This window comes from Marinimicrobium sp. ARAG 43.8 (genome assembly GCF_050113635.1).
Taxonomy (GTDB): Bacteria; Pseudomonadota; Gammaproteobacteria; order Pseudomonadales; family Cellvibrionaceae; genus Marinimicrobium.
Genome location: NZ_JBNJLT010000004.1, coordinates 218,760 through 236,213 on the forward strand (window position 1 = coordinate 218,760; position 17,454 = coordinate 236,213).

The window sequence follows — 17,454 nt, forward strand, 5'->3', positions numbered from 1 at the left end:
TGAATAGTAGAAATTTCAACTGTAAAGTCTCATTAGATAGAACCAATTTTCAGTGCAGAATCCTCTTCACTATCGTTTGATGGAAGGATCCAATAATATGAAAAACATTGTATTTTTACTCTCGGTTTCAATTGCTGCCGTTGGTGGCTATTGGGTTGGTAAGAGTAGCCATAATGGCTCGCCCAGAACCGAAGCTCGTCAGGTGATAGTTGACGAACTATCTAGTGCCCCTGACTCTGCTAGCCCCTCTCATCCTGTTGCTAAGAAATTCATAAACCAAGCGTCTGATATTAAAAACACCTACGGGAATTGTAAGGCCTCTGGCGATGAACTTTGTTCTCATGAGCGGGTTGATGTGGCCGTTTCCTCAGAGCAGTCAACGCAAGAGAAAATTGATGCTATTAAAGAAGATTACGAATTCAGGCGGCGTTCTGATTTATTCACTAGCTGGGTTCTTGAAGAAACCAAGAATAACTTTCAATTTGACATTGGTCATGAAGTTAACGAACGATTTTCCGTGGAAGAGATTGACTATGACTGGGCATACGATGCGGAAGGGTCTCTGCAATCAATGTTTACACAAGAACAAGATCTGTCAGGCGTTGCTATGAAGTCTACGGTATGTAAATCAACTGCGTGCCAAATAGTTATTGGCGTAGTAGATGTTGACCACGCTAGCGATAGCGCCGATTTAGTTATCAAAACGTTGAGTGAGACTGGGTTTTCACACATTGTTGTCGATAACCAGATTGATAAGGGAGAAACAACTTTTTATGTATCAAGAAGCGAGAAGGGATTTGAGTTAAATTGATGTTTCCTATGCGATTAACTCAAGTATCTGATTGTACAATCAGATTACATCGATGGGGTGTAAGAGTGACATCATGGATATCGCTCAAGTGCCTCACATAATAATGTTGTTGATTAAATGAAAGGAGCGTTATGTTATGAAAATACAAAAAATTCTAAGCATTATTATTTTAGGATTTATTGCCTTTGTGGGTGTTCATGTGAATGCGGAGGCGGTGCCGGTTTCTTGCAGTTGGTCCGTTATCAGTTCATATGGCCCACCTGACAATTCGTGGCGAGATATTGTACGCGAATGCAAGGAAACCGATGGAACTTTGGTCGCCACTCAAACTTTTCGCGGGTACTCGAATGGCAATGTAGAAAATTGTTCGATATTGCCAGAAGACGGCATTACATACACAGGAGCTTGTATGACCGCCGAGTTTTTTAGAGAGGAGTTGAATGGCGGCGGGAATGGCGGCGGGAATAGTAGCCAATGTACAACACCTGGAATGCGGGTGCAGGGAGGGTGTGCAAATAGCTATGATTCAAGTATGTTGACCGACCCCGTTATTCTTGGTCGTTGTGGTTCTGGTTGCAGCCTGAGATTTGAAACATTAGGCTGGACCGAGGCATGTCCGTTTGTAGGCCATAATCGCAGTCCGGAGTATGGGCTTTTTTGTAAGTAGCGCTTAAGTCTACGCCTGAATTTCGGTAGTGGACCATTACCGCGAGCGAGGTGGTGCACACTGAAAGCGCTGCCTCGTTCTCTGATTTCTGGAAGCCTGGCTGACAAAGAATAATCTAGCTCCCCTTGGCAGAGGAACTGCTGGCCGGTTACGGCGTGTTCCCGCCGTTGCGTCCGAACGAAGCGAAAGTCAAGGGCAGCTCTCAAGCCGATCTTTACCAGCTATCGGAATTTATTCGCCGGTGTGGACTAAACTTTAAAAAGCATGAAGAGCTGCTGGCTTCGTTATAGCGGTTACAGGCGCTATTGCGCTATCGTTTTGCTCAATTCAAAGACTTCTACGGCACCGCGCTGCTGTAATGTGACGTAGGCGCTCGCGTTGTCTCCTGAGAAATCCAATGCAATATTGGTCGGGTATCGTCCTGTTAGTGGTATTTGTTCAACCATACGTCCCGCTGGAGACAGCACCGCGATCACTCCCGCCCCATAGCGGGCAATGTACAGATTGCCTTCTGGATCTACCGCCATACCGTCCATCCCGAAATCATCAAAGCGGTAGAACAGTCGCTTGTTGCTGATGTCGCCGTTGTCCGCGACGTCATAGGCCCAGACGTTACGCTGCACGCTTTCGTTGACGTACAACACGGTTTCATCGGGGCTCAGCTCAATGCCGTTGGTGGTGCCCATATCCGCTTCAAGCAATGTGAAGGCACCTTCCGGGTTCAGGCGCCAGAGCTGGCCTGTGCTGTCAGCCCAGTTTGGGTCACTGGCGAACACGGTACCGTCGCTGCGTAATACGATGTCGTTGGGCTGATGCATGTCGCTGTTGTGATGAGTGGCGATAACCTCGCCGCTGGCCTGGTCTAGCTGAAGTACATTGTGGCCGGTGTAATCCGCGATCCACAGGTTGCCTTGTTGGTCAAAGCGAATGCTGTTGCCGATGCTGCCTTCTGGCAACTCGGTAAATACGGTTCCGCTATCCTGGGCGGTGACTTTGCCGATGGTGCCCTGGCGTTGGAAGTTGACCGCGTAGAGGGCGCCGTTTGGCCCCATCGCCGGTCCTTCAATGCCGGTGGTGAAGCTGTCGTCGGGCATCCAGTCAGTTGTGATGGCGGGAGCGGGAACGGCGTTCAGCAGGCGCTCGACTGGGTAGGCAATGGCCACCACCATCTCATCCTGAATGTGCTGCGCGTTACGCAGAGCACTGTGCGCAGCACGACGCAGGGACGGGCTCAAGCCACGGTGTTGTTGCCAGTGCTCGGCCAGCACCAGGCCCCACTCGGCGGTGGTGAGCACTCGCTGAGTATTGGCTTTCAGGTTGGCCGGGTCCGTTCCGTCGTTGAGTTGTGTCAGCAGCTGTTTGGTCGCTTGCCGCCAGTGCTCCAAAGATTCCCGGATGGTTTGGGCCACGGCCTGATCGCCAGGGTTCGCGATCCACTGGTCCATGCGACGGGAGAAATCCCGTGCGGCCATACTTTCGGCGGGCAGGGTGTCCACAAAGCGGTTTAATGGGTCGCGGCGGGAGTAGGTTTCGTTGGCCGACTTTTCGTGATGGCGATGGTAGTACTGCGCTTGCTCCAGAGTGTCTGCAAGAACCTCCGCGAGTGGTTGTTGTGCCTCGGGCAACAGCTTTTCACGGGCGGCGTCGGCCTGGGTAAAGTGCTGTAGCCCGACGGACTCGGCGGCCCATTGGGAAACGGCGGGCAGTCGCTGGTAAAGGTTGTCGGTATCGCGGCGCTCATCCGGCAACCACAGCCGCTCTGCTACCACAAAGCCCCGAGGCCATAACCGTGTATCGAGGCTTTGTTCGTCGATCAGTTCGGCCCAAAGGGCGATTTCTCCCCCCAGGATGTGGGATTTGGCTTTGTCGCTTAATGTAGGCCGTGTGCGTTGCTCGGTCGGCAAGGCGCTGTTATTACCGCTGCGTGCGGTCAGTTCCCCGTGCGTGGTGTAGGGCGCGTTGCCGACGATCATGTCGCCCGTTAAGGTCTCGTCGCGTCGCACTAAACGAGCCTCAACGGGGCCCATCCAGGTATCCAGCGTAAAGCGAATACGGTCGCCCGTCAGCGCAAGGTCGTGCAGCTTTTGGCGCGATTTCCCGGCGAAGTCCATAAATCCACGGCGCTGGTTACCGGGGCTTTCGATCAGAGTAAAGGTGCCTTTGATGGCACTGCCACGCTTGCGCGGCATTTCAAAGGCCCAGGTTTGCCATGTTTCCCCGTCGGCGATATTTGTATCGAAATCCAACGGCTCGGGAACAATGCGATTGCGGTAGTGGTAGCCGGCCGGTTGAGGCTGGTCCAGGTAAAAGCCGGTGGACAGAATGGCTGGATGGCCGGCGTCGGCGGCTTCGCCGAGGGCGTCCGGCCCTTGCCAGGATTGTACCGCTGTTGAGGTGGGCAACGCCGGGTGCAACACTTCATCCCAACCCATCATTTTGCGATCTAATGAGGTGAGAATGGCCGACAGGCGCTGGTTGAAATAGGCGTGTAAATCGTGAGCATCGGCCAGCTTCATGCGTTCCATGAAGGCCTGAATGTCCGGGTTGGTTTCCCAGTGCTGAGGGTCTACCTCGTCGCCGCCGATGTGAATGTAGTCGAACGGGAACAGGTCGGCGACTTCTTTTAAAATGGCGTGGGCAAAACGGTAAACCTCATCGTTGGCCGGGTTAAGCAGGGGGTTGTGCACGCCCCAGCGGTCTTCCGGTTCGTAGGGACCGGGCGCGGACATCAACTCCGGATAGGCCACGGCGATGGCGCTGCTGTGGCCGGGCATGTCGATTTCGGGCATCACCTGGATGCCCCGATCAGCGGCGTAGTTCACGATCTCGCGGACCTGCTCCCAAGTGTAATATTGGCCCCCCGAGGCGTCCTCGTGCAGTTTCGGGTAAGCGCGGGACTCCAAACGCCAGCCCTGATCGTCCGTCAGGTGCCAGTGGAAAATATTGAGCTTGGCGGCGGCCATGCCGTCTAATTGCCGCTTAATAGTGTCCACCGAGAAAAAGTGCCGCACGGTATCCAGCATTAATCCACGCCAGCCAAAGCGGGGTTGATCGTCGACACACATAACCGACAGCGTGATTTCGCCGGAGTCGTTCAGCCCGAGCAGTTGCAGCAAGGTTTCCAGGGCGTGACCGGCGCCTAACTGGGTGGTCGCCTGAATGTGAATGCTGTCGTCCAGCACGTGTATCTGATAACCGTCGGTATAAGGTTGAAGGTTGTCGGATTGCCGGAACCGGGGAACAGAGTCTTCAATGTGAATCAACAGCGGCGTAGCCTGCCCGGAGTGCTCCATGGAGTGCCCCGTAGAGTGATGGTGGTGCTCTGTGTCTGCCGGTGCTTTCCGGGTCACGTTCATGCCGGTTTGCTGTTTCAGGCGCTGCTCGAAACGTGTTAGTACCGCCTCGGGTAACGCCTCCGCGCCGGAGCCTGCCAGGCTCAACGCAAAGCCGGACTGAATGACCAGCTCCCCTTCACTCTGGTCCACGGAAGCGGGATAAGGCATAAGCGGCAGGTCGTAGACTTCGACGGCCTGGGCGGGACCGCCAGCGAGCAGCCCCAGAAATAGTGCGCTGATAAGAGTCTTTTTATTCGGCAACATGGTAGAGGCTCGCTAGAAGTGAGTGTCGACGCGGCGCAGTAACTGGTAATGATCATTGATCACCAACAATTGGCGCCACTTATCAAAGGTAAGGCAGGGGTGGGACGTTGACAGCGCAATGATATCGCCCACTTGCAGATCCGCATCAGGCCGGGTACGAAGCCGACTGTGGTGGTCCATGATGTGGTCGACCTCCCAATCATTCGGGGCGGGCTGGGGCTGAGCGCTGCCGGATTCCGTGGAATCGGTTGGACGGTAGTGCAATACCGGCTGCGGCAGACCGGCATCGAATGCGACTTCCCGCTTGCCAATAGTCAGGATTGCCATGCCCGGCTCGGGAATCGACTGTACATAGGCCCACACCTCCAGGCTGGATTGCAGATTACCGCCGGGCTGACAGTCTCGCGGCAGACGCGTCATGATGTCGCTTTGTGCCTCCCAGTAGATCCCTTTGTCGTGGATCAGGTAGCAGCCGGGCCGCAGCACCGGCAACAGCCCCTGGTCGCGCACAGGGCCAAACTCTTCCATCACCACGTCGTACCAGGCGGAACCGGCACCGGTCAGAATGGGCGTTTCGACCGCAAACTGACCGCTTTGGTGAAGCTCCAGCGTCAGTGCCCGGACGCTTTGCAAATGAGCGCGTATGGCGGCCTCGGGGTCGCTGCCATGAATGACCCCTTCATAGGTTTCCACCCCACTCAGCTGCAGTGCGGGCGCGTCTTTCAGAGCGGCCAGAACTGTGTCTATCTGGTGCCGCGTGCGGCAGCCGCAGCGTCCACCCGGTACACCGACTTCCAGTAACACGGGTAAGGTTTGACCGCGCTCCCCGAAGAACCTGTTCAGTGCCCGAATATTGTCAGGGTTGTCCACCAGGCAATAATACTGGAGCCCCTGCGCTAGCAAATCGCTGACGATATCCATATTTGCTCGACCGACGAGCTGGTTGGCCATCAAAATTCGTGGCACACCGGCGTCGGCGGCGGCTTTCACCTGGGGCACGGTCGCCAGTGTCAGACCCCAGGCCCCTGCATCGATCTGGCGGCGAAAAAAATCCGGCGTCATGGTGGTTTTGCCGTGGGGGCAGAGCTGCACCTGATTGTGTTCGGCAAAACGCTGCATCCAGTGCAGGTTATTGTCGAGCCGGGACTGGTAGATCACTGCGGCGGGGAGTGGCAGGCTTTCGTCGAGAAGATTGGGTGTGCTCATAGGAATGTCTTTATACAGAGGGTGGCCCGGTCCCATTGGAGACCGTCTTGAGAGGGATGATAGAAATTACCAATAAATAAAGTCAAGTGTTGAAAATAACAAACACGGTAACTATACTGCCCTGAAGTTCCGTATGATCGTAGCAGGTGCCTTCCCTGCCCGCTCAGCCAGCATGGAAGGTGATCGGTCTCAAAACCTTAGGAAACCGCCTGTGAGTCACGAGCCAGACATTATTTCTCGAATTAACGCCCTGTACAGCCATTTGCGTGATGCGGAACAGAAAATAGCCCGGCTGGTGCTGGATGATATGAATTTTGCGGCCCGGGCCAGTATTAGTGAACTGGCCGATCGGGCCGGGGTGAGCGAAGCCACGGTCACCCGCTTTGCCAAGGCGATTGAATGTCGCAACGTGCGGGACCTGAAAATGCGTCTGGCACAGGCGGAAGCTGTAGGCCAGCGCTTCTACACCGAAGTCCGGCCAGAGCCCGGTGGGCTGTACAGCGTTTATGAAACCATCAAATCCACCCTCGACCACAATGCCCAGCTGGTCACCGAAGCGGTGATCCGGCCTGCGGTGGAGTGGTTGTCCAAGTCCCGGCAGGTGCTGGTCTTCGGCGTTGGAGGTGGCTCAACGGTGATGGCACAGGAGTGCCAACATCGGCTGTTTCGTCTGGGCTTCCCCGCCACCGCCTACTGCGACCCGATGTTAATGCGCATGGCAGCTTCGGCCATAGAGTCCAATGATGTCGTGGTCGCCTTGTCGTTGGGTGGCTACAGCCCGGATGTTCAGGACGCCGTGGAGATTGCGAAAGAGTACGGCGCGCGCACGATTGGTATCACCGTCGCGGATTCCCCGCTGGGTAAAACGGTGGATCAGTTGATTCCGATGCAACCGCTCGAAACCGATTATATCTTTAAGCCAAGTGCGTCCCGTTACGTGATGCTCGCGGCCATTGATGTACTGGCCATGGAGTTGGCCGCTAAGCACAAGCGCAAGAGTCGCGAGGCCCTGCGTCGCATAAAACACACGCTGGACAGCCACAAGTGCGGGCAGGATCGCTTGCCGCTGGGGGACTGAGCCGGCTTTGATGAGATGAAGTGGGTTCCTGATGAAGTATCACACGCTGATCCGCGCAGCGCGGGTTGTGGATGGCACGGGTAGCGCCGAGTATCGGGCCGATGTGGCCATTCAAGACAATCGCGTGGTGCGTATCGCACCGTCTATAGAAGAACCCGCTGAGCACGAAGTGGATGCGGAAGGCCTGGTCCTGGCACCGGGCTTTATTGATGTGCATACCCACGATGATCTGGAGGTAATTCATAATCCCCAGATGACGGCCAAACTCAGTCAGGGAGTGACCAGTGTCATTGTCGGCAACTGCGGTATCAGCGCCAGCCCAGTCCGACTGGACGGCCCTCCCCCTGACCCACTGAATCTGCTGGGTGAGCAGAACGACTTTCAGTTTGCGACCTTCGAAGCCTACGCGCGCGCCGTGACGGCAGCCAGCCCGGCCGTGAACGTCGGCGCGCTCATCGGCCATACCAGCCTGCGTATCAATCACATGAGCGACCTGCAACGCAGCGCTACGGTGGCGGAACAGGAAGGCATGCGCGCGCAGCTGCGGGAAGCCCTCTCTCAAGGTGCGCTCGGCATGAGTTCAGGGCTGGCCTACCATAATGCCAAGCAGTCAGATACCGCCGAAGTCATGGCCATGGTGAAAGAGCTCACACGCTTTGGCGCGTTGTACACCACGCACATGCGCACCGAGTTTGATGCGATCGTCGAGGCTATGAACGAAGCGCTGGATACCGCCCGTGAAGGCAAGGTTCCTCTGGTGATCTCCCACCTCAAATGCGCTGGCAAGGGCAACTGGGGGCGCAGCGGCGAAGTGCTCGGCCATTTGGAGGCCGCTTCTCAGCATCAGAAAGTCGCGTGTGACTGTTACCCCTACTCGGCCAGCTCAAGTACGCTGGATCTCGCTCAGGTCACACCGGACAGCGATATCTTTATCACCTGGTCAAGCGCCTTTCCCGATCAGGGCGGGCGACGTCTGGAAGATATTGCCCATGACTGGAACCTGTCTCTGTTGGACGCGGCGAAGCGTTTACAGCCCGCAGGCGCTGTCTATCACTGCATGGATCCGGACGATGTCGAGCGTATTCTCAGCCACCCACTGACCATGGTGGGTTCCGATGGCTTGCCGAAAGACCCGCATCCCCACCCGCGCTTATGGGGTGCCTTCCCTCGTGTACTGGCGCACTACTGCCGCGAGCGGAAACTGTTCGATCTGTCAACCGCCATTCATAAAATGACCGGCCGCTCCGCGTCAGAGTTTGGTTTGAAAGACCGGGGCGTGATCGCGGAAGGCGCCTACGCCGATCTGGTATTACTGGATTTCGAAAACCTCAAATCCACGGCGACCTACGAACAGCCGGTGCAAGTGGCGACGGGTATTCACAGCGTATGGGTTAATGGCGCGCTTAGCTATCGACCAGGCGAGACTGGGTTAACGCGCAAAGGTCAGTTCCTGTTCCGTTCCGCCTGATTCGCCTTTTTAGAGTTGCAGCGCTGTCATCGGCAGCGCTGCAATGTATGTTTGAAATCATCCATTTTGAAAAGAGGAAGTAGCAGTGACAATTCAACGTTTCGGTGCCGAAGGTGGAGTGGGAACCGGTGGACAGGCCTTGCCGTTTGCCCGGGCAACGCAGGCAGCCGGCTGGCTGTATGTGTCCGGTCAGACACCGATGCTCGAAGGCGAAGTGGTTGAGGGCGGAATTGTCGAGCAATCACAGCTCGCCATCGACAATTGTTTTGCCATTATGCGCGAAGCGGGCTACGGCCCCGAAGATGTTATGCATGTGACAGTCATCCTGACCGACTCCCGTTATTTCCAGTCCTTCAACAAAGTCTTCAAAGCCAATTTTGGTGATAACCCGCCTGCGCGTATTTGTTCTGTGTGTGATCTGGTGGTGGACTGTAAAGTCGAAGTCGGCGTCGTGTGCTACAAAGCGGACAAGGCATGAGCACCAGCCTGTTTCTCGGCGCTTTCGGCGCTTACATTGCGTTTCTGATTGTACTTAGCTGGTGGGTCTCTCGCCGTCATGACAGCGGCGAGGACTTTTTGCTCGCGGGCCGCAGCCTGCCCATTTTCCTGATCGTTGGCACCACCGTCGCCACGATGGTGGGAACGGGTTCCTCCATGGGCGCGGTGGGTTTTGGGTACGCCAATGGCTGGGCCGGCGCCCTGTATGGCATCGGCGGTGCCATCGGCATTTTGCTGTTGGCCTGGTGGTTTGCGCCGGTGCGACAGTGGCGCTTTATGACCATGAGCGAGGAGCTTTCCTTTTACGTGGGCGCCAGCCGTTTGGTGAAAAATCTGGTAGCGGTGTTAATACTGCTGGCCTGTATCGGTTGGCTCGGCGCGCATATTCTTGGCGGCGGATTGTATCTCTCCTGGATGGCGGGCATTGATTTACACTGGGCGCGGGCCATTATTGCCCTGGGCTTTGCCATCTACGTTATCGTCGGTGGTTATCGCGCTGTGGTGTGGACCGATACCCTGCAGGCAATTGTGCTGTTTTTCGGGTTTATCCTGATGGCGCTGTTGGTGCTTAATGCCGTCGGTGGCTGGGAAGCGCTGATGGCGGCGCAACCGGAGGCCAACCTGACCTTCAGTGGTGAGGGCGCCATTGGCAGCTTGCCGGCGCTTTCGCTGGTACTGGTGATTGCCGTGGGGGTGCTGGCCACACCGTCGTACCGCCAGCGTATTTATTCGGCCCGCACGGTGGGGTCAGTGCGCCGGTCCTTCCTGATTTCAGGAACGCTGTACCTGTTTTTCTCCTTTGTGCCGGCCATTATCGGCATGGGCGCTTACGCGCTGGATCCTTCTCTGGAGAACCGCAATTTCGCGTTTCCGTTTTTGGCCGAAGAAGTGCTGCCGCTATGGATTGGGCTTGTCGTGCTGATTGCCGGCCTATCGGCGACCATGTCCAGCGCCAGCTCTGATGCCATGGCGGGTGTGGCGGTATTGATGCGGGATATCTACGTGATGGTTACCGGACGGATGCCCCCCAGGGAAAACGTCATTCGCGACTCCCGGGTGGGGTTGGCCGCCGTGATTGGTCTGGCGTGGGTGATGGCCTCCCTGTCCGATGACCTGATTGGCTACATCACCAATATGATCGCCACGATTATGGCCGGTATGTTCGTCTGTGGGCTGCTCGGTCGTTTTTGGCCGCGTTACAACTGGCAGGGTGCGCTGGCCTCACTGATCGGGGGCGCCTTGATGTCCGTCTGGGTATTGCTCTACAGCAAGGAATTCTGGGGCAACCCGATTATCCCGGCGTTGGCCGCAGCCCTGGCCGCGGGCATTGTGGCGTCTCTGCTGACCCCGAAACAGTCTCTCACGCCCGAACAAGCCCTGGAGCAACTGGACCGGGAGCGTGATCAAATGGAAAGCGTGTGAGGCGAACGGAGGCGTCCCTGTCATTCGCTCTGAGAGAATCACTTCGGTATCATTCCGTCGAATCGTTATAACCGAGGTGAAACCATGAGTTCCACAGCTTTGAAGGCTCTTGAGCTCGCTCGCTCAGGGGATTGGGAGGGCGCCCATACACTGGTGCAGGATGGCAGTGACAGCCTGTCGGCGTTGATTCACGGCTACCTGCACCGTGAAGAGGGTGATCTTAGCAACGCCGCCTATTGGTATCGACGCGCCGGAGAGACATTACCGGATAACACCCTGACGGAAGAATGGCAGCGGCTCTATCAACGAGCGCAAGCTTGAGCCCTCCCTCTTATTGTGCGTGCGCTCCGTTGTGGACTCTCTTGTGCGCTATTGTGGGGCGTTTTTCAAGGTCAGCACGGCTATAAAAGACCATCCTTGCACTGACTTTGCGCGCCCCGCGAGCGTTTGCCCCTCATCTTGGGGCGTTAAACCGTTCTGCATTTCCGCTTGGTATCAAACTTGCTCCGCTTCGAGTTAAACAACAGCGTTTAAGCCGAGGGGGTCACCTTGCTGGAAAAATTCTCCGTGGGGCAGAAAATTCTGCTGCTGGCCGTTTTGTTTATCATTACGCTGCTTGCCAGCGGTGTGACGGCCTGGCAGTTTGCCGAGCGGCAGCGTGCGGTCAATGATTTTGTGCAACAAAGCGGTACGCTGAGTGAGCGGCTGCGATATCTGGACGAAGTGCTGACCATGTCGGCCCGCATGGCGGCATTGACGGGCGATACGCAATGGCTGGATCGCTACAACGCGAATGCCGACGACATCAATCAAGTGATCGACAACCTATTGGCACTGGCGCCAGCATCGGTGGCCGAGGAGTTTGATCGCTCTACCGCCGCCGCCAACGAGGCGTTGTTTGCCGAGGAAGATGAAGCGTTCGCCGCGATAGAACAAGGAAACAATGAAGAGGCGATCGAGCGTCTGCTCGGTGCAGATTACAACCGCTACAAAGCCACACTGGACCAGGGCACCGGTCAGTTCCTCTCGCAGGTGGCGAACGAGGCCGACCAACGCATGGTCGCGCTGGCGAGTTTCGGACGAACGATTGTCATCACCACGTTGGCGGCGCTGGCGATCATTGTTCTGCTCAGCCTGGGCGTGATTCGTTCCATCACTCGTCCGTTGAGTGAAGCAGTGGGCTATGCCCATCGGATTGCCGAGGGCGAATTGATACGCGTACCCGAGAGCGAAGGGCGTGATGAAACGGCGCAGCTGCTCAATGCCATGTCCCGTATGAGCGCCCAGCTGCGAGAGTTGATGGAGCGAGTGCTGGATTCGTCCTCTCAGGTGTCCAGTGCGTCGGAAGAGCTTTCCGCCATTTCCGAGGAAACCCGTCGTGGTGCGCAACAGCAGAGCGAGCAAACGCTGCAAGTGGCCGCCTCAATGAACGAAATGACCGGCACCGTGCAGGAAGTGGCCCGGAACGCCCAGAGCACTTTTCAGTCGGCTGACGAAGCGGCCGATAAAGCGCGTGAGGCGAGAGAAGTGGTGCAGTCGTCCACCGACAGCATTCAGGCTCTGGCCGCGGATGTGAGGCGGGCGGCGGAAGTGGTACTGAACCTGGAACATCAGAGCGACACGATTGGAAAAGTCCTCACCATGATGCGTAAGATTGCCGAACAGACCAACTTGCTCGCGTTGAACGCCGCGATTGAAGCGGCTCGTGCCGGTGAGCATGGTCGTGGGTTCGCTGTCGTATCCGACGAAGTGCGCAAACTGGCGACCAACACCCAGCAGTTTATTGGTGAAATCGCGGATATTATTGAACAGTTGCAGGCGGGAACGCGTCAGGCCGTGTCGGTGATGCAAGAGGGGAACAATAACGCCGAGGCGACCGTTTCCCGGGCGCAGCAGGCATTGCAAGCCATTGAGGGTATCTTGGCCGCCGTCTCCCACATCGCGGATTTCAGCAGCCACGTCGCCAGCGCTGCGGAAGAACAGACGGGCGCCGCCGAAGAAATCAACCGCAATGTCACCACCATCAATGACATTGCCGATGACACCAGCCGCGCGGTGACCGAAATCAACACCGCCAGCCGCGACCTGGCACGACTGGCGGGAGAGCTGGAAACAGCGGTGACGCGTTTCCGGTTAACGTCTTAGTGGAGCGGCTTAACTGACGTGAAGAGTCACCTCGACGTTGCCGCGAGTGGCCTTCGAGTAAGGGCATAATTCATGCGCCTTATCGGCAATGGCTTTGGCGTCTTTCGCGTCAACTCCCGGCAAACGGATATAGAGGTCCACTGCAAGGGCAAAGCTTTCCTCGTGCTTGCCAATCCCGACCTGCGCCTCGACGGAGGCGTCTTTGGGAAAGTTTATCTTGTGCTTCGAGGCGGCCAATTGCAGGGCGCTCAAAAAACATCCGGAGTAGCCCGCAGCGAATAGCTGTTCCGGGTTAGTGGCACTGCCACCCTTGCCACCCAACGCTTCGGGCGTTGCCAGTTTCACTTCCAAATTGCCGTCGCTGGACTTTGCCTGCCCGTCGCGACCACCCGTTGCGGTAACTTTAGCCGTGTATAAAGGTTTCATCAGGTTCCTCCTTACCATGTTGCCTGGGTTCAGCGTGATTGAAGTTCAACGTTGTTGATGCCCAGTGTATTACCTGAGTGCGGTGAAGGAGGTTTTCAACCCCGTTTGCTCTACTCGATATTCTGGATCTGCTCCCGCATCTGCTCAATCAACACCTTCAACTCCACCGCCGCCTGCGTGGTTTCTGTCACGATGGCCTTGGAGGACAGGGTGTTGGCTTCGCGGTTGAGTTCCTGCATCAGGAAATCCAGGCGGCGGCCCAGGGAGTTTTTCTGGGTGAGCGTGTGCTTCACCTCGGCTACGTGGGTGTCCAGGCGGTCCAGTTCTTCATCCACATCGGCTTTCTGGGCCAGCAGGGCAATTTCCTGCTCCAGGCGCTCCGGGTCCAGTTCCACTTGCAGGGCTTCGATTTTGGTTTTGAGTTTCTCGCGCTGGGCGGCGAGTATTTCGGGAAGGCGTTCGCGTAATGTGGCCACCTGCTCGCTGATGTTATCGAGGCGCTGGCGGATAAACTGTGCCAGCTCTGCCCCCTCGCGTTCCCGGTGTTCGAGCAGTTGTTTCAACGTGTCGTCAAACAGGTTCAAGGCGGATTCGATCAGGGCGTCGCGGTCGAGTTCCGGCTGTTGCAGAACACCGGGCCAGCGCAGCACGTCCAGAGGGTCGACGGGGATGGCGTTGTGCAGCTCGTTGCCGATCTTGCGCGCAGCTTCGGCCAACTGGCGGACTCTGTCGAGGTTCACGCCCAGATCCTGATCCGGTACGTCGTCCTTCTGCACGGTGAGGCTCATTTCCAGCTTGCCGCGATGAAGTGACTTTCTAAGGCGTTCGCGTAATTTCGGTTCTATTTCGCGAAAATCTTCCGGGAGTCGGAACGCGGGTTCGAGGTAGCGGTGATTGACGCTCCGGATTTCCCACGTAAGCGTCCCCCAGTCGTATTGCTGCGCCTTGCGGGCAAAACCGGTCATACTGCGTGGCATGGAAAATCCTCTGTGCTGGTCAGTGGTTACCCTCCGGGGCGATAGCTGATAGGCTTCGCTCCATCGAACAAGGGATGTTATCACAGACGTCCTTTTCTTCCTTTCTATCGTCGTTAACAGGATTCAGCATGCCCGACACTGATATTCAGCGCCCCAGTGGCCGCCAGCCCAACCAATTGCGCGATGTGCGCCTGACCCGCCACTTTACCAAGCACGCCGAGGGCTCGGTGCTGGTGGCGTTTGGCGATACTCAGGTAATTTGTACCGCCAGTGTGATTGAAGGCGTCCCGCCTTTTCTTCGCGGTCAGGGGCAAGGGTGGCTGACTGCCGAGTATGGGATGCTGCCGCGCTCCACCGGCAGTCGCATGGGCCGTGAGGCGGCGCGCGGCAAACAAGGTGGGCGTACCGTGGAAATCCAGCGCCTGATCGGCCGCTCTCTGCGGGCGGCCGTGGATTTGCAGAAGCTGGGAGAGTACACCATACAGCTCGACTGCGACGTGATTCAGGCCGACGGCGGCACGCGCACCGCCTCCATTACCGGAGCCTGGGTGGCACTGGCCGATGCGGTCGCTTTTATGCAGCGTGAAGGCAAGTTGAAAGAAAGTCCGATCAAGCGCGCCATCGCGTCGGTTTCTGTGGGTATCTATCAAGGCTTACCGGTGCTGGACCTCGATTATCCGGAAGACTCTTCGGCGGATACCGATATGAATATCGTCATGGGCGACGATGGCGGTATGATCGAAATTCAGGGAACCGCAGAGGCCGAGCCGTTCACCGAAGCCGAGTTCGCCGCCATGCTGGCTCTGGCCAAGCAGGGGATTGGCGAGCTGAACCGCCTGCAGCAGGCCGCGTTGGCCGAGTAAATGCCGAGAGGCCGGCTTCGCTGTCGGCCTTTCAAGCCCGCGCCTTCTCTTACTCTCCATCTATTCTCCATCCTCTCCCTCGCGCCGAAAAACATCCGCGTCAGGCCGGATCATGCCACATTTATGGCGTGATCCAGTACCCGTTTTCGGTGTGCCACTTTATTCGAACCGCAATCGGCACGAGCACTGGGTGGGGTTAGCGCTACACTCTCTGGGTTAACCCGCATTGATCCCGCAAAGGAAGGTGGAGCAGCCGCAATAAACATAACAACGCGAACATAACAATGTTCGGGCAGTGCCATTGTTTGGAGAGTGCCATGACTGTACGCCGCTTCCTCAAACCGGTTCTGTACGAGGACACCGGTCAGTATTGGACTGGGCAGCTGATTTTCTGGTTTATCCTCTCCGCCCTGCCGTTTCTCGGCATGATGCTGTGGTACCAGAACGCTCACCTGATCTACATCGAACATCTGTACCTGCAAACGGTGCTGGGGTTGATGATTTCCCAGCTGCTGGCACTGACTTGCCTGAACCTGTGGTACTTGCCCGCAGGCCCACGCATGATCCTCGTTGTGGCTCTGGCTGGATTGGCGGCGGCGGGCTGGACCTCGTTGCGGCTGATCACCTACGTGTGGCTCACGGGTGAAACGCATATCTGGTCCGAGTACGGCGGTTGGTACTTTGGTGCCTTTTACATTTATCTGTGCTGGTGTGCGCTGTATCACGGTATGAACTACTACGGCCTGCTGCAAAAGGAGCATGCCGAACACCTGCGGGATATTGAGCGAGGTCGCAACGAACAAATCAAACGGCTACAGGCCGAGGCCAGTGCTCACCAGGCGCAGCTTAAAATGTTGCGCTATCAAATCAACCCGCACTTTCTGTTCAACACACTTCATTCCATTTACGCACTGATCCGGCTCCGTGACCGGGAGCGTTCGCTGGCCATGTTGGACCGGCTGGGGAAATTCCTGAGGTTTTCCCTGGAGTACGATCCCAAGGCACGCACGACGCTGGAGGACGAAGTGGCCCTCCTGTCGTTGTACGTCGATATCGAGCGAGTTCGTTTCCCCGAGCGCCTGCGGTTCATCGTGGATGTGTCGCCCGACGCGGCGCGTGCCGAACTGCCCAGCCTGTTATTACAGCCGTTGGTAGAAAACGCCATTAAATACGCTGTGGCAGGGAGTGAAAACGGCGCGAGTATTTCGGTTCGCGCACGAGTAATCGCTGATTGTTTGAAAATTACCGTGTCCGACACCGGCGCGGATGTGGAACCCTCAACCACGTCCGGTACCGGTGTAGGGCTGAGCAATATTCGCCAACGGCTGGAAGCGCTGTTCCCCGATGACCATTCGCTCACGCTGCTGGAGAATGACCCGCGGGGCCTGTCGGTTTGTATTGAAATACCCTATCGGCCCGAATCACCCCACAACAACAATAGAGATAACGATGAGACGAGCATTGAAAACCGTGATTGTGGACGACGAGCCGCTGGCGCTCGACGTGCTGCGTAGCTGCCTGGAGGAGTATCCGGACATTGACATAGTCGCGGCTTGCCGCAATGGCCGGGAAGCCATTGCGGCGACACTGACGCATCAGCCGGACTTAATGTTTCTCGATATTCATATGCCGGGCAAGAATGGCTTTGAAGTTATTAAGGCGCTCCAGAACGATGTAATGCCCATGGTGGTGTTTGTCACCACGTATCAGCAGTACGCACTGGATGCCTTTGATCTTCATGCGGTGGATTACATTCCCAAACCACTGGATGAGGAACGACTGGCGCGAGCGGTAAAGCGAGCCGTAGTCAGGCACCGCGCCGCTGGAGAAACGGGCGTAAACAAGCCGCCCCTGATCGGCGCCATTGATGAGTTGCTGGGTCGTCTCAATACGCGAGAAACGGCCGCGTCGTTGAATAAACTGATCATTCGTGATGTCGGCAGCGCGCGGCTGATCGAACAGGAGCGGATTGACTGGGTAGATGCGGCGGGTGATTACATGTGCATTCACGCGGCGGGGGAAACCCACATTATGCGCAGTACCGTGAAAGAGCTGGTGGCTTCGCTCGACGACCGCGTGTTCAAACGCATTCATCGCTCCACCATCGTTAATATTGAAAAGGTCTCTCAGGTGGAATCGCTCAGCAAAGGTGACTACCTCGTATCGCTGGATTGTGGCGAACGGCTTAAAGTCAGCCGCAGCTACAACACCGCCGTCAAGGCGCTGATGCGCCCGGCGCTCAGCCAGACCCAGGCATAATCAGGTACAGCGTCAGCCCAGTTTGTCGTAGCGGC

Annotated in this window: 16 protein-coding genes; 12 read left to right on the forward strand and 4 right to left on the reverse strand. The window is 56.8% G+C overall.

The features are described 5' to 3' along the window. The first annotated feature begins 97 nt into the window (after positions 1-97). From ACQCLF_RS10040 to ACQCLF_RS10050, 3 genes are all read left to right on the forward strand, one after another. Positions 98-811, forward strand: a complete 714-nt coding sequence (locus ACQCLF_RS10040; protein WP_426986823.1) for a hypothetical protein — start codon at positions 98-100, stop codon at positions 809-811. A 136-nt stretch (positions 812-947) separates the two neighbouring features. Further along, positions 948-1,478, forward strand: a complete 531-nt coding sequence (locus ACQCLF_RS10045; RefSeq protein WP_426986825.1) for a hypothetical protein — start codon at positions 948-950, stop codon at positions 1,476-1,478. Positions 1,479-1,603: 125 nt separating this feature from the next. Then, positions 1,604-1,768, forward strand: coding sequence for a hypothetical protein (locus tag ACQCLF_RS10050; RefSeq protein WP_426986827.1), 165 nt, complete (start codon positions 1,604-1,606; stop codon positions 1,766-1,768). Positions 1,769-1,780: 12 nt separating this feature from the next. Here ACQCLF_RS10050 and ACQCLF_RS10055 read toward each other — a convergent pair whose 3' ends face one another. Beyond that, complete coding sequence (locus ACQCLF_RS10055; RefSeq protein ID WP_426986829.1) at positions 1,781-5,077, reverse strand: family 20 glycosylhydrolase; 3,297 nt, start codon at positions 5,075-5,077, stop codon at positions 1,781-1,783. Between the two features lie 12 nt (positions 5,078-5,089). Beyond that, positions 5,090-6,283 (reverse strand): amino acid deaminase, encoded by a 1,194-nt coding sequence (locus tag ACQCLF_RS10060; protein WP_426986831.1) that lies wholly within the window; start codon positions 6,281-6,283, stop codon positions 5,090-5,092. Between the two features lie 211 nt (positions 6,284-6,494). Here ACQCLF_RS10060 and ACQCLF_RS10065 point away from each other — a divergent pair, with 211 nt between their 5' ends. The 6 genes from ACQCLF_RS10065 to ACQCLF_RS10090 all read left to right on the forward strand — a co-directional run bounded on the left by ACQCLF_RS10065 (position 6,495) and on the right by ACQCLF_RS10090 (position 12,894). Further along, the gene (locus ACQCLF_RS10065) at positions 6,495-7,361 is read left to right on the forward strand and encodes a MurR/RpiR family transcriptional regulator (protein ID WP_426986832.1); all 867 of its coding nucleotides are present in this window, start codon (positions 6,495-6,497) and stop codon (positions 7,359-7,361) included. A gap of 31 nt (positions 7,362-7,392) precedes the next feature. Next, entirely contained in the window at positions 7,393-8,829 is a 1,437-nt protein-coding gene (locus ACQCLF_RS10070; protein WP_426986834.1) for an N-acyl-D-amino-acid deacylase family protein, read from the forward strand. Between the two features lie 85 nt (positions 8,830-8,914). Next, positions 8,915-9,307, forward strand: coding sequence for a RidA family protein (locus ACQCLF_RS10075; protein ID WP_426986836.1), 393 nt, complete (start codon positions 8,915-8,917; stop codon positions 9,305-9,307). Then, complete coding sequence (locus ACQCLF_RS10080; protein WP_426986838.1) at positions 9,304-10,749, forward strand: sodium:solute symporter family protein; 1,446 nt, start codon at positions 9,304-9,306, stop codon at positions 10,747-10,749. The genes ACQCLF_RS10075 and ACQCLF_RS10080 overlap by 4 nt, the downstream gene beginning before the upstream one ends. Positions 10,750-10,833: 84 nt before the next feature. Continuing rightward, positions 10,834-11,070 carry a hypothetical protein gene (locus tag ACQCLF_RS10085; RefSeq protein ID WP_426986840.1) on the forward strand — a complete coding sequence of 79 codons (237 nt, stop codon included), beginning with the start codon at positions 10,834-10,836 and terminating at the stop codon, positions 11,068-11,070. A 228-nt stretch (positions 11,071-11,298) separates the two neighbouring features. Then, entirely contained in the window at positions 11,299-12,894 is a 1,596-nt protein-coding gene (locus ACQCLF_RS10090) for a methyl-accepting chemotaxis protein (RefSeq protein WP_426986842.1), read from the forward strand. Between the two features lie 9 nt (positions 12,895-12,903). Here the strand turns inward: ACQCLF_RS10090 and ACQCLF_RS10095 are convergent, their stop codons facing one another. Both ACQCLF_RS10095 and ACQCLF_RS10100 read right to left on the reverse strand, forming a co-directional pair. Then, positions 12,904-13,320, reverse strand: a complete 417-nt coding sequence (locus ACQCLF_RS10095; protein ID WP_426986844.1) for an organic hydroperoxide resistance protein — start codon at positions 13,318-13,320, stop codon at positions 12,904-12,906. Between the two features lie 110 nt (positions 13,321-13,430). Further along, a complete protein-coding gene (locus ACQCLF_RS10100) occupies positions 13,431-14,297 on the reverse strand; it encodes a YicC/YloC family endoribonuclease (RefSeq protein ID WP_426986846.1) in 867 nt (288 codons plus the stop codon). Between the two features lie 143 nt (positions 14,298-14,440). Here ACQCLF_RS10100 and rph point away from each other — a divergent pair, with 143 nt between their 5' ends. The 3 genes from rph (at position 14,441) to ACQCLF_RS10115 (ending at position 17,419) form a co-directional block, all read left to right on the forward strand. Continuing rightward, a complete protein-coding gene (gene rph, locus ACQCLF_RS10105; RefSeq protein WP_426987079.1) occupies positions 14,441-15,160 on the forward strand; it encodes a ribonuclease PH in 720 nt (239 codons plus the stop codon). Positions 15,161-15,477: 317 nt separating this feature from the next. After that, positions 15,478-16,674 carry a sensor histidine kinase gene (locus ACQCLF_RS10110; RefSeq protein ID WP_426986848.1) on the forward strand — a complete coding sequence of 399 codons (1,197 nt, stop codon included), beginning with the start codon at positions 15,478-15,480 and terminating at the stop codon, positions 16,672-16,674. Then, complete coding sequence (locus ACQCLF_RS10115) at positions 16,610-17,419, forward strand: LytR/AlgR family response regulator transcription factor (protein WP_426986850.1); 810 nt, start codon at positions 16,610-16,612, stop codon at positions 17,417-17,419. Before ACQCLF_RS10110 ends, ACQCLF_RS10115 begins: the two co-directional genes overlap by 65 nt. Positions 17,420-17,454: the final 35 nt, after the last annotated feature.